The organism is Shewanella acanthi (genome assembly GCF_019457475.1).
GTDB classification, from domain to species: Bacteria; Pseudomonadota; Gammaproteobacteria; order Enterobacterales; family Shewanellaceae; genus Shewanella; species Shewanella acanthi.
On sequence record NZ_CP080413.1, the window covers coordinates 231,997 to 244,455 of the forward strand.

The following is a 12,459-nucleotide window of genomic DNA, read 5'->3' on the forward strand; positions in this document are numbered from 1 at the left end:
AAGATTGCGCTTTTTTGTCTCCGTAAATTAACGCTTACAGGGCGATGCTGTAGCCGATAGTCGCGGTGCGACCCATGCCTTTGAAGTAACGATCATTTGTACCCATGGTTTGTGAGTAGTAGTTGAAATAGTCTTCATTTAGCAGGTTTTGTAGGCCTAAGCTCAGCGTGCCCTTGAACAGTGGCATTGAGAATGAGGCGTCTACTGTCGTGTAGCCATTAAAGTTGGCGTACTCTTCGCCATCGGCATCGGTAAAGTCACGGTCGATAAAGAAGTTAGCCTGAACGCGGGTCGACATTTGGTTATCGAAGTTGTGGGTCCAGAACAGGTTAACGCGATTCGGTGGCATGTTGGCGCCATCTAAATCAGTATCGGTTTTGCCATCATCGTTCGAGTCGTATTCGCCGCGTTGCATCGCGAGGTTAATTCCTAAATCATCGTTGCTGCCAAGGTAGGCGGTCAGATTCGCTTCGATACCATCAATCACGCTTTTTTCACGTTTCACATCGTAGAAACCATCGCTGTTAAGTGCTAAACGGGCACCGAAGTCTGTTGCTGAGCGGTAATAGGCTAACTTGGCGCTGATGAACTCACCTTGATAATCGGCACCAAATTCAACGTTATCTGTCACGATAGGTGCGAGTGACAGTGAGTTGCTGATGCTGGAGTCGGTCGCAGGGAAGCTATTGCCATCACGCAGGATACGGCCGATGTCAGGCATGCCGAAGCCTTGGTTATAGCTAGTATATAGGCGAACCGATGGGATGATTTTGTAGGATACGCCAACGTTAAATAGGGTTTCGTTGAAGCTAGTATCGCCCCCCTCGATTTCCTTATTGCCGGCACCGTATAGGGTTTTGTAGTCATCAACACTTAACTTAGCATGTTCGTAACGAACCCCGCCCGAAAGCGTTAAATCATTAATGACATCAAAGTCTAACTGTAGGTATGGTGCAAAGTTATCGTAGGTGCTTTCAGGCACCCAGGATACGCCCGTTTTTACTAAGTCCTGCTCTGTGGTGTCGCGGAATAAGTCCAGACCATAGGCGGCGCTGATACCGGTATTGGCAATATCCTTAGCCACTAATGAGGTTTTAAGGCCCCATTTTACCGAAGAGTTACGGGATTGGTCGTAGTACCAAGCCGCGTTATTGCTGCCTGTACAGGCGATAAGGCCAGGGGTATTCGCTAATGATGGGTCGAAGAAGGTCTTGTTACAGCCACCGCCATAGACAGCTTGGAAGTCTTGATTGAACAGTTGCACACTTAACTGTTGGCCGCCAATGTTTTGGTGGCTGTAGGTTAAGCTGCTGGTGGTGACTTGGTTGTTAGCCGCATCCCAGGGTTGTTTTTCTTCAATGGCACCAGTTGCGATACCGTTGGCGATATCGCCCTTAACTGGCATCCAGTCGCCGTTGTTATCCATATTGAAATGGTTAACCATTAGCTCTAAACGAGACTCATCGAAGTTATGGCCTAACTTGATGAAGAAGTCCGTGCTCTGGCTGTCCATCGACTCGCCTTGTGTCGTGTCGACACCAATCACATCGTGGTTAGCATCGTAGTACACGCCATTGTTGCGGTAGCTCACCGAGCCTAGCATATCGATAAGATCAGACTCGCCCGAGAAAGCGTAGCTGCCGCCAAAGCTCATGCCGTTTGATTTCATTGAATCAGGCACAGTGACATCAAAGCTTAGGTTATGCTTGGCATCACCCGATGGTTTTTTGGTGATGTAATTGATGATGCCGCCCTGCGCACCAAGACCGTGCATCGCGTTCGCACCGTGGATGATTTCGATACGTTCGATCATCGCAGGATCGATAGTTTGACCCGAGCGACCACCGCTACGCAGCGGGTTAGATTGAGGTACACCGTCGATCATAATCAAAGGTGGACGACCACGGAGGGTTTCACCCGTGTTGCTCATCTTCTGACGGCTTGGGGTGAAGCTTGGCGCTAGGTTACCGATAATGGTCGATAAATCTTTAGTGGTGCGGAACTGCTCTTCTAACTGCACTTGGTCGATGATAGTCACAGTGTTTGGAATCGCGCTTGGCGATTTTTCCATACGGCTCGCGGTCACAGTGATTTTTTCGATTTCTTTATTTTTGTTAGTAGCGCTATCAGGGGCATCCTGTGCCACTGCCGATTGAGTCAGCGCGCTGAAAACGGCGAGGGCAACAAACGAGGTTTTGAACGTCATATAATTTCCTATCGAAGACGAGTTAATTTGCTTGGCCCTTCTCCGTGGCATGGTGCTATTCCATTAAACAGCATTGCAAATGATAACGATTTTTATTAACTGCGGATTTTAGGGGAGTCGATATTGGTTGTCTAGCCGAATGTAAATAAATTGTGCATTAAATAACCACTTAGCGCAGCTTGTGACCGAGTTAGCATATTCCATGCAGAATCATGTTAACTAGGATCTGCATTTGGGTTTGATTCCAACTAGCCTGTAGAGGTGGCAATTGGGCTATAATGGCGCGAAATTAGCTTGGTTTGGGTGAAGTATGAATCGCAAAAAATATATTAATCAGACGCTTAAGCAGAAGGCAAAAAAAGCGAATGCCAAACTGCATAGCAGCAATAAGCCTAAATATATTTCAAAGGCGGAGCGAGCAGCCCAGGCCGAATTAGCGAGCAACGCAATTGAGAATCCACTTGCTGAAACTCAAGTCGCTGGACTAGTAATGGAATCACAGTCTGTTGAGGCTGTTGGTTGAACCGCAGCATAAGCTGCCACGGTAACCACTTTTATAAAAAAGGCCGACTGATGGGAATCGAGTCGGCCTTTTTTATGGCTAATCGTTTTAGTAGAAGCTGGTCGCTAACAGGTAACCTACAACAGAGGCGGTGAAAACCCCAATCAATCCAGGCACGAGGAAGCTGTGGTTGATAATGTATTTACCGATACGCGTGGTGCCTGAGCGGTCAAAGCCGATACAGGCTAAGTCGCTGGGATAGGTTGGAATAATAAAGTAGCCGTAACAGGCTGGCATAAAGGCGATGATAAGTTTTGGGTCGACGCCGAGCGCCAGTCCCATAGGTACAATGGCCACTAATGCGGCTGCTTGGCTATTCACCAGTTTAGAAACCAGGAACAACACAATCGCGTAAGTCCAAGGTTTACTTTCCACTACATGGGAGAGGGTTTCCTTCAACAAATCCATATGGGTTGCGAAGAAGGTATCACTCATCCACGCCACGCCAAATACTGAGAAAATCGCCACCATCCCCGCTTTAAAAACTGGGCCATTTGAGATGTCGCCGGGTTTTACCTTACATAACATCAAGATAATGGCGCCGGCGATCAGCATCATCATCTGGATGGTGAGGTTCATATCCAGTGGGGTGATTTTGCCTTTGACCTCAAAGGCGGGGCGTAAATCACTGAAAGCGCCGAGTACCACTACGGCCGTAATCGCCGCGAAAAAAATCCCCGTTGCCCAAAACGCTTCTTTCGGAAAGGTTTGATTGAGCAGGGTTTCTGATTTGTCGTAGATGTAGGCTCTTTGCTCGGCATCTTGGATACGGGCTTGGAATTCTTCGTCCTTATCTAAGTCCTTGCCACGGCGCAGACTCCAAAGTGCGGCCACAAGCACACCAGTTAGGGTCGCAGGAATGGATACCGCGAGAATTTCTAACATGCTGTAGGCACGACCAACCCCATGATTCGCGGCTAACATGGATACCATAGAAACCACGGCCACTGAAACCGGCGATGCGCAGATCCCCATTTGCGATGCGATAGAAGCCACAGCCATTGGGCGTTCTGGACGAATGTTTTTCTTTAGCGCGATGTCCGAGATGATCGGAAACATAGTGTAAACCACATGCCCTGTTCCGCAGAGGAAGGTTAAGGTCCAAGTGGTTAATGGCGCGAGGATAGTGATGTACTGTGGATGGCGGCGCAGTAGGCGTTCGGCAAATTGCATCATCACGTTCAAGCCGCCGGCGGTCTGCAGCACGGAGGCGCAACCAATAACGGCAAGAATAGTTAACATCACTTGTACAGGAGGCTTGCCAGGTACTAAGCCAAACACGAAGGTGAGGATAAATAATCCTATACCACTGATTAACCCTAAGCCCATACCGCCGAAGCGAGTACCGACTAGGAGGCAGCCTAGTACGACTAAAAATTCTATAGTAATCATGTTGTTTAACCTTACGCGTCAGGGCTGAGATTCATTATTTTGGTTTTTGCACAGCCTAATTTTGCGAGTGATTGCTAAACAAGAACTTGCGTTGCCTCACGGCAGTTGAAAAAGAGGTCGGTATTTTTCTGGAAATTTGAAGTGGCGCTAGATATTTGTGGAGAAGGTTTCGACTTTGTTAAGATTGCGCCAGCCAGCAGTATTCTGCGCTGATAAATATAATAAAATCCAAGGATGTCCAAGTGAAACCTGCTACCTACAACACTCAAGCCTTCGATGAGTGGATCCGCACCCGATTTGTGGAACTGAACTCGCAGCTCGAAACGCTCTATTATCAGCAAGCCGACCGCGCCAATGTAGTGGATGTTGGCACTGATTTAAAGCAGATGCTGGAATCTGAAGGACGTGAACTGATTAAAGCCCTGCTCGAAGAGGGCAATACCGATGAGGGCTTCGATAGCGCCTTCGACCTGCTCGGTAACGTCGGTCTTTACATGGCCGCTTGCCGTCGCCACGAAATCACCGAACCCACCCGCGAGATGACCTCGCCATTGCTCGAAGCCTCAGCGCTGGCAATGCATATCGGTGCTTCAATTGGTGTGACCCCCCGTTTTGCCACTGCGCATTTAACCACCCACAACCGTGCTGTTAACGGTATTTATAAGCGTTTCACCGACTTGCCCGATGAAAAGCTGTTTGTGGATTACAACACTAAGGGCATTCTCGCCTATAAGCGCGCCTCCGATGCACTGTTAAAAATTCAGCCCTTAGGGATTTCCCATCCAATTAGCCATGATTTATTGCGGGTCGCTAAACAGGCGCTGCAGGATGTGAGAGAGTCTAATAAAGAACTATTTAATCGTTTAGATACAGACCGCTTTTTCTACTGTGTGCGTCCGTATTACAAGCCATACCGTGTTGGCTCTGCTGTGTATCGCGGTGCCAATGCCGGAGATTTTGCGGGCATTAACGTCATCGACCTAACCCTAGGGTTATGTTTTGCCAACGAAGCTGCCTACTCGCAAATGCTGGTGGATAAGTTCCTCTATATGATGCCAGAGGATCAGCAAATTCTGCGTGAATGTATGCGTCGTCCAAATCTGATGGATGCGTTTTTAGATTCTGAGGCAAGTATCAATTTAGAGTGGTACCAAGAAAACCTTAAGCTTTTCATTGAGGTTTGTGAGCTTCACGGCGAGACCGCGATTCAACACCATAATGAGCTAGTGACTAAATATATTGCCGAGCCGTCAGTAAATATGGAGCAGCAGCATCTGAGTAAAGTGACCGCCAGCGGCCCACCATTGCACGTACTGCTGGCATCCCTTGAGCGTTTAAGGGATAGACGCGCGGCAGCTTTGCGCAGCGATATCCGCACCCGTTATGACGATATGCAAAAGCTCAAGGCGAGCCTGAGGTAAGCGTATGTTGGAAAATGTTAAATCCGAGTTTTGCCTCGCAGGCCCTGGTTACCTGTTAAACCATTCTGTGGGACGTCCGCTTAAGTCGACCGAGCAAGCCTTTAAGGAGGCATTTCTGTCACCGTGGCAGGACTCGGGCAGGGAGCCATGGGGGCAATGGCTTGGGGTGATTGATAATTTCACCAACGCCTTGGCACAGCTGTTCAACGGTAAGCCGCAGGACTTTTGTCCGCAGGTGAATTTATCGAGTGCGCTAGCAAAGTTAGTGATGTCGCTCGATTGCCTAAAACGCGAAGGCAGCGTCGTGCTGATGAGCGAAATCGACTTTCCAAGCATGGGCTTTGCCTTGAAAAAGGCGTTACCTGCGGGCTGCGAATTACGCTTTATCCCTAAAGGGCTCGATGTGACTGACCCTAACGTGTGGGATGCGCATATCAGCGCCGATGTCGATTTAGTCTTTGTGAGCCATGCCTATTCCAATACTGGCCAGCAGGCACCGATAGCGCAGATTATGTCGCTTGCCCGTGCGCGAGGCTGTTTAAGCCTAGTGGATGTGGCGCAGTCGGCGGGGATTTTGCCGCTGGATTTAGCCGCATTGCAGCCCGATTTTATGATTGGTTCGAGTGTGAAATGGCTCTGCTCTGGCCCTGGTGCTGCCTATTTGTGGATTAACCCCAATATGCTGCCACAGTGTCAGCCGCAGGATGTGGGTTGGTTTAGCCACGAAAATCCCTTCGAGTTCGATATTCACGATTTTCGTTACCATGGCACAGCGCTGCGTTTTTGGGGCGGTACGCCATCAATTGCGCCCTATGCTATTGCAGCACATAGCATTGGTTACTTTGCGAAAATGGGTTCGGAGGCGATGCGCCGCCATAACCTAAAATTGATGGATTTGGTTGCCGAGCATTTGGATAACGAACTTGCCTCACCAAGGGACAGTGCAAAACGCAGCGGCACTTTAATTCTGCAATTTGGCGAGCAGCAAGCCAAGATTATGGCTGCACTCGCCAACGCAAATATCAGTGTCGATGCCCGCAGTCTGGGTATTCGAGTTTCACCCCACATCTATAACGACGAAGCCGATATTCAGCAATTGCTGGACGTGATCAAAGCGAATCGTTAACGGCATTTGTAAATAGCTAAATGAGAAAAACCAGGCAATCGCCTGGTTTTTTATGGGGGTCGATTTAGGGATTAATGAACGCGTGGCTTAAGTGTGTTTACGATTAAGCCGCTCAACGATTTGAGTGGCACTGAGATCGTGCACCACGTTAATCACAGTAGAAGGGGCATCAGTCAGCGCGCCGAGCACCACTAAGATTGGAATCGTTTCCATCGGTAAGCCAAGAGTTGTGACGATAAAGATTTCCCCGAGGAAGGCACCGCCCGGTACACCGCCAATCACAAAGGCGGACAATACCGAAATCAAAATGGTCACCACAAACACATCAGTCGTGAAATCGAGTCCGAGTAGGGAGTAGATAAACACGATTTTCAGCGCGGTAATAATTGAAGCGCCGCCCTTGTTGAGATTCACCAACAGCGGCAGGCTGATTTCGGCAATTTCGGGTTTAATGCCCATCTTAAGCGCCGCCCGCATAGTGACTGGCAGCGTTGCCAGTGATGAGGTTGTGCCAAGGGCGGTAATCGCAGGTTCAATCGCATGGCGCCAAAATTGTTTAACACCATCTCGCCCGCCACCTAACCAAGCATAAAAAGTTGAACCCAGCGTGAGGTAAATAAAACTGGCCGCCAAAAAGATGCCTACGGCGCGGGCAAAGGTGACCACAACATCTGGCTCTTGGCTTGCCATGGTTGCAGCAAAGTAAGCACCTAAACCGACGGGTGCGACTACCATCAGCAGCGAGACAATTTTCATAATCACGGTATTGAAACTGTCGAGCAGGGCGGAGACTTTACGGCCATCCTCCCCCGATTGACCTATGGCAATGCCGCCAATCACTGACATGATGATCAAGGCGAGAATATTCGACTTAGACAGTAAGCCCGAAAAGTCATTGGTGGTGAGTAGCGCCACAAAATCCATATTCCCCGAGGTATCGCTAACGGTTTTATCAAGGCTTAAGGTCACGCCCTGTGCGGGGTCAAAGGCGAGGGCAAGTAACGTGATACCGATGGCGGGAATCGCCGCCATCATAATCGAGACCCCCATGATGGAAGCTAAAATTGCCCCTAGCTTTTTAAGATCTGTCATCCGAGCAATAGAGGAGGTCACACTCACGGCCACTAAGGGCACTATGATCATAAACAACAGATTTAAAAAAATTTGCCCTAGGGGTTTTAGCTTGAGTGCGAATTCGGGCCAATAGCTACCGAGCAGGCCGCCGATAAAAAGGGCGCTGAGCAAAATAAGAGAATCTTTATAGGGTTTAAGTTTTTGCCACATATCATTACGCCTATGGAAGGAAAGAGCGAAGGAATGAAATTGGCCGAAATTAATGGGTCGCCATTATGCAGCATCGACAGTCTCAAACTAACGACAGTCTTATTTAAGTGCAAGTGATGATTGATTTAAAATGAAATTTTCGAGCGCCCATAAAAAAGCCCCGCTAAGCGGGGCTTTGAGTAACTTGCGCCTAAAATTACAGGCTGTAGTACATTTCGAACTCTAATGGGTGAGTAGTGCGGCTTACGCGCTCAGACTCAGCAGTTTTCAGAGCGATATAAGATTGGATGAAATCTTCGCTGAATACACCACCGCGAGTTAAGAACTCGTGGTCAGCTTGCAGGTTCTCAAGTGCGTTTTCTAATGAAGTCGCAACTTGTGGGATTTCAGCCGCTTCTTCAGCAGGCAGATCGTACAGGTCTTTGTCCATTGCTTCGCCTGGATGGATCTTGTTTTGGATACCATCGATACCGGCCATCAGCAGAGCTGCGAAACCTAAGTATGGGTTAGCCGTTGGATCTGGGAAGCGAGTTTCAATACGACGCGCTTTTGGCGTTGGAACCACTGGAATACGGATTGAGGCGCTGCGGTTACGAGCTGAGTAAGCTAACATAACTGGTGCTTCGAAGTGTGGTACTAAACGCTTGTAAGAGTTAGTGCTTGGGTTAGTGAACGCGTTCAGAGCGCGAGCGTGCTTGATGATACCACCGATGTAGTACAGAGCAGTTTCACTCAGACCTGCGTATTTGTCACCCGCGAACAGGTTAACACCGTCTTTAGCTAAAGATTGGTGAACGTGCATGCCGCTACCGTTGTCGCCAACGATTGGTTTTGGCATGAAAGTCGCTGTTTTACCGTAGGCGTGAGCCATGTTGTGAACAACGTACTTCAGAATTTGGATTTCGTCCGCTTTCTTAGTCAGCGTGTTGAAGCGAGTTGCGATTTCGTTTTGACCCGCAGTCGCCACTTCGTGGTGGTGAGCTTCAACGACTTGACCCATTTCTTCTAGCACTAAACACATAGCGCTACGCAGGTCTTGTGATGAGTCAACTGGTGCAACTGGGAAGTAACCGCCTTTCACGAATGGACGGTGACCAGTGTTGCCTTCTTCGTAGCTAGTACCCGAGTTCCAAGCTGCTTCTTTAGCGTCGATCTTAACGAAACAACCTGACATGTCAGTGCCGAAACGAACGTCGTCGAACAGGAAGAATTCTGGCTCTGGACCAACTAATACAGTGTCAGCAATACCAGTAGAACGCAGGTATTCTTCAGCACGTTTAGCGATAGAACGTGGGTCACGGTCGTAACCAGTCATAGTGCCTGGCTCAAGAACGTCACAACGGATAAGCGCAGTGGTTTCTTCAGTGAAAGGGTCTAATACGAACGTTGTTGGATCTGGCATCAGCACCATGTCTGATTCGTTAATGCCTTTCCAACCAGCAATTGAAGAGCCGTCAAACATTTTACCGTCTTCGAAGAAGTCAGCGTCTACCTGATGTGCAGGAATAGAGACATGCTGCTCTTTACCTTTAGTATCGGTAAAACGTAAATCAACAAACTTAACTTCTAGTTCTTCAAGTTGCTTTAAAACTGATTCTGCTGACATTCTCAAGTCTCCAGTAGGGTAAAGGGAGGTCCCTTCTATAATCTTTAACTCAAGTCTTACCTGAGCCAAACTTACGAACTATAAAGCGATAACCATGCCAATATTTTAACTATTTGAAAGTTAATGGTTATGGGTAATGTTCATCGCAATAGATTCAATTAATGCACCATAATGGTGCTTATGTCTGTGGTATTTTGGTGCGTTATCCCATTTTGGTGCGCGTTTTGATTGGCTCATTTTAGTGCGCCTCACCTTATTGCAAATTGCCCCTCTGCTGAATTCGCGGGGAACTTACCCAAATCCGCTGAGAATAAACGCATTATTCATTGAGTTGCCTATAGGTGACCAAAATGAAGCAGACTGACGTTAGTACATCAGTTGTATTGGAAAGCCGTGGCAACTCATTTTTTATTCGGCGATTTATTGCTAATCAATTTGTCATAAAACGGTGCGAACTTAAATCGATACTTGCTTTACGCACCTAAATACCGTCTTTACGGTCGGATCTAATACCATATTCTTAACTTCAATATCGTTCGAAAGGATGAATTGTGTTTACTTAAAGCCGTGTAGCAGCCAGCAAAATTAGCTAAATCAGCGGATTAATGAAATTGGGATCGCTAAAGAATGAGCACTCCTTTTGATAGTTGATACAAGGCGTTACAGCTACAACAACATGTGATGGGGAAGTTGGCTATACTTTGAGCGTTTTTTAAGCTTTAGTGCATTAAGGTGTTAGCGGCTAATCGAATGAAAACCTGCTTTTTCATGTGGGTTAACAACTTGGGCTATTAATGGTTCCCTGCCTATCTAAAGACAGGCATTACAGAGGCGCCACTTTTACTCTTTAGTTTGGTGTAAGAGAGGATTGTTTTATAAGTGTTCAAAAATAATCCTGTGCGATATGGCCGCTCTAGAGTAGAATGGCACGCTTTTTTATGGCGACTCAACGTAGATTGCTAACGTGGATAGCTGTAACGAATATCGAAATATCCCTATTTTTAGTTTGATGGTAAGAGGTTTATCCGTGCTAGAGAATTTACGTAACATCGCCATTATTGCGCACGTTGACCATGGCAAAACGACCCTGGTTGACAAGCTGCTGTCGCAATCAGGAACCCTTGCAACCCGAGGAGAAGCAACTGAGCGGGTGATGGACTCCAACGATCTTGAAAAGGAACGTGGGATCACGATTCTGGCAAAGAATACTGCCATCAAGTGGAACGACTACCGCATTAACATCGTAGACACCCCAGGCCACGCCGACTTCGGTGGTGAGGTTGAGCGCGTATTGTCTATGGTTGACTCAGTATTACTGCTGGTTGACGCCGTTGACGGTCCAATGCCGCAAACTCGCTTCGTAACTAAGAAAGCGTTTGCTCAAGGCTTAAAGCCAATCGTTGTTATCAACAAGATTGACCGTCCAGGTGCTCGCCCTGATTGGGTTATCGACCAAGTATTTGACCTGTTCGACAACTTAGGCGCGACCGACGAGCAATTAGATTTCCCAGTGGTTTACGCTTCTGCGTTAAACGGCTTCGCAACCTTAGATCCAGACGAAGTTGGCACAGATATGACGCCACTGTTCCAAACTATTGTTGAAAAAGTATCTTCACCTGCAGCTGACGCTGAAGGTCCATTCCAGATGCAAATTTCTCAGCTCGATTACAACTCATACGTGGGTGTTATCGGTGTTGGCCGCATCAAGCGTGGTAGCATCAAGACTAACCAACAAGTGACCGTAATCGGCGCCGATGGTAAGACTCGTAATGGTAAAATGGGCCAAGTATTAGGTTACATGGGCTTAGAGCGTACCGAAGTTGACGTAGCAAACGCTGGCGACATCGTGGCGATTACCGGTTTAGGCGAGCTGAAGATTTCTGATACTGTGTGTGCCGCGGGTAATGTTGAAGCTCTGCCACCACTGTCAGTTGACGAACCAACACTGACCATGACCTTCCAAGTCAACACTTCACCTTTCGCAGGTAAAGAAGGTAAGTACGTGACTTCACGTAACATTCTTGAGCGTCTGCAACAGGAATTAGTGCACAACGTGGCACTGCGTGTTGAAGAAACCGACAGTCCAGACCGTTTCGCGGTATCTGGCCGTGGTGAATTACACTTATCTATCCTGATCGAAAACATGCGTCGTGAAGGTTACGAATTAGCAGTTTCTCGCCCAGAAGTTATCTTAAAAACCATCGATGGCGAACTGTGTGAACCATACGAGACACTGACCGTTGACGTTGAAGAAGAACATCAAGGTACAGTTATCGAGAAGCTGGGTGTACGTAAGGCTGAAATGAAAGACATGCAGCTTGACGGTAAAGGCCGCGTACGCGTTGACTTTGTTATCCCAAGTCGTGGTTTAATCGGTTTCCAAACCGAGTTCTTAACTGCAACTTCTGGTACCGGTCTGATTTACCATTCATTCGATCACTACGGTCCGCACAAAGGTGGCGATATCGGTCAACGCGCTAACGGCGTATTGATCTCTAACGCGACCGGTAAGGCGCTGACATTCGCACTGTTCGGTCTGCAGGACCGCGGTCGTCTGTTTATCGGCCACGCAGCTGAAGTTTACGAAGGTCAAGTTGTGGGTATCCACTCACGTTCTAACGACCTGACAGTTAACTGTCTGAAAGGTAAGCAGCTGACTAACATGCGTGCTTCTGGTACTGACGAAGCTCAAGTACTGACTACGCCAATCACCTTAACTCTTGAGCAAGCACTTGAGTTTATCGATGATGACGAATTAGTAGAAGTAACACCAAAGAGCATCCGTGTTCGTAAGAAACACTTAACTGAAAACGACCGTAAGCGCGCTAGCCGCGGCTAATGGTGGTTGTGGCTGATATAGTC

General features: G+C 47.9%; 8 protein-coding genes. 4 read left to right on the forward strand and 4 right to left on the reverse strand.

Annotation, left to right across the window (positions count from 1 at the left end; genetic code table 11):
- Nucleotides 1-34: 34 nt before the first annotated feature.
- Nucleotides 35-2,206: a TonB-dependent receptor gene (locus K0H61_RS01135; RefSeq protein WP_220050951.1), complete on the reverse strand. Its 2,172-nt coding sequence runs from the start codon at nucleotides 2,204-2,206 to the stop codon at nucleotides 35-37.
- A gap of 310 nt (nucleotides 2,207-2,516) precedes the next feature.
- Here K0H61_RS01135 and K0H61_RS17755 point away from each other — a divergent pair, with 310 nt between their 5' ends.
- A complete protein-coding gene (locus tag K0H61_RS17755; RefSeq protein ID WP_258405984.1) occupies nucleotides 2,517-2,729 on the forward strand; it encodes a DUF2986 domain-containing protein in 213 nt (70 codons plus the stop codon).
- Between the two features lie 87 nt (nucleotides 2,730-2,816).
- On the opposite strand, the gene K0H61_RS01145 is transcribed toward K0H61_RS17755, so the two are convergent.
- The gene (locus K0H61_RS01145; RefSeq protein WP_220050952.1) at nucleotides 2,817-4,160 is read right to left on the reverse strand and encodes an anaerobic C4-dicarboxylate transporter; all 1,344 of its coding nucleotides are present in this window, start codon (nucleotides 4,158-4,160) and stop codon (nucleotides 2,817-2,819) included.
- A 242-nt stretch (nucleotides 4,161-4,402) separates the two neighbouring features.
- On the opposite strand from K0H61_RS01145, the gene K0H61_RS01150 reads away from it, so the two are divergent.
- Nucleotides 4,403-5,581 (forward strand): PrnB family protein, encoded by a 1,179-nt coding sequence (locus tag K0H61_RS01150; RefSeq protein WP_220050953.1) that lies wholly within the window; start codon nucleotides 4,403-4,405, stop codon nucleotides 5,579-5,581.
- Nucleotides 5,582-5,585: 4 nt separating this feature from the next.
- On the forward strand, nucleotides 5,586-6,707 hold the full coding sequence (locus tag K0H61_RS01155; RefSeq protein WP_220050954.1) for an aminotransferase class V-fold PLP-dependent enzyme: 1,122 nt from the start codon (nucleotides 5,586-5,588) through the stop codon (nucleotides 6,705-6,707).
- Between the two features lie 87 nt (nucleotides 6,708-6,794).
- Here K0H61_RS01155 and K0H61_RS01160 read toward each other — a convergent pair whose 3' ends face one another.
- Nucleotides 6,795-7,991, reverse strand: a complete 1,197-nt coding sequence (locus K0H61_RS01160; protein ID WP_220050955.1) for a dicarboxylate/amino acid:cation symporter — start codon at nucleotides 7,989-7,991, stop codon at nucleotides 6,795-6,797.
- A 196-nt stretch (nucleotides 7,992-8,187) separates the two neighbouring features.
- On the reverse strand, nucleotides 8,188-9,597 hold the full coding sequence (gene glnA / locus K0H61_RS01165) for a glutamate--ammonia ligase (protein ID WP_220050956.1): 1,410 nt from the start codon (nucleotides 9,595-9,597) through the stop codon (nucleotides 8,188-8,190).
- A 1,027-nt stretch (nucleotides 9,598-10,624) separates the two neighbouring features.
- Here glnA and typA point away from each other — a divergent pair.
- Nucleotides 10,625-12,436, forward strand: coding sequence for a translational GTPase TypA (typA, locus tag K0H61_RS01170; protein WP_220050957.1), 1,812 nt, complete (start codon nucleotides 10,625-10,627; stop codon nucleotides 12,434-12,436).
- Nucleotides 12,437-12,459 lie beyond the last annotated feature (23 nt).

Excerpts from the sequence above, each read along its gene's own strand:
- K0H61_RS01135 (WP_220050951.1), bottom strand. The coding sequence starts at position 2,206 with ATGACGTTCAAAACCTCGTTTGTTGCCCTCGCCGTTTTCAGCGCGCTG.
- K0H61_RS17755 (WP_258405984.1), top strand. The coding sequence starts at position 2,517 with ATGAATCGCAAAAAATATATTAATCAGACGCTTAAGCAGAAGGCAAAA.
- K0H61_RS01145 (WP_220050952.1), bottom strand. The coding sequence starts at position 4,160 with ATGATTACTATAGAATTTTTAGTCGTACTAGGCTGCCTCCTAGTCGGT.
- K0H61_RS01155 (WP_220050954.1), top strand. The coding sequence starts at position 5,586 with ATGTTGGAAAATGTTAAATCCGAGTTTTGCCTCGCAGGCCCTGGTTAC.
- K0H61_RS01160 (WP_220050955.1), bottom strand. The coding sequence starts at position 7,991 with ATGTGGCAAAAACTTAAACCCTATAAAGATTCTCTTATTTTGCTCAGC.
- glnA (WP_220050956.1), bottom strand. The coding sequence starts at position 9,597 with ATGTCAGCAGAATCAGTTTTAAAGCAACTTGAAGAACTAGAAGTTAAG.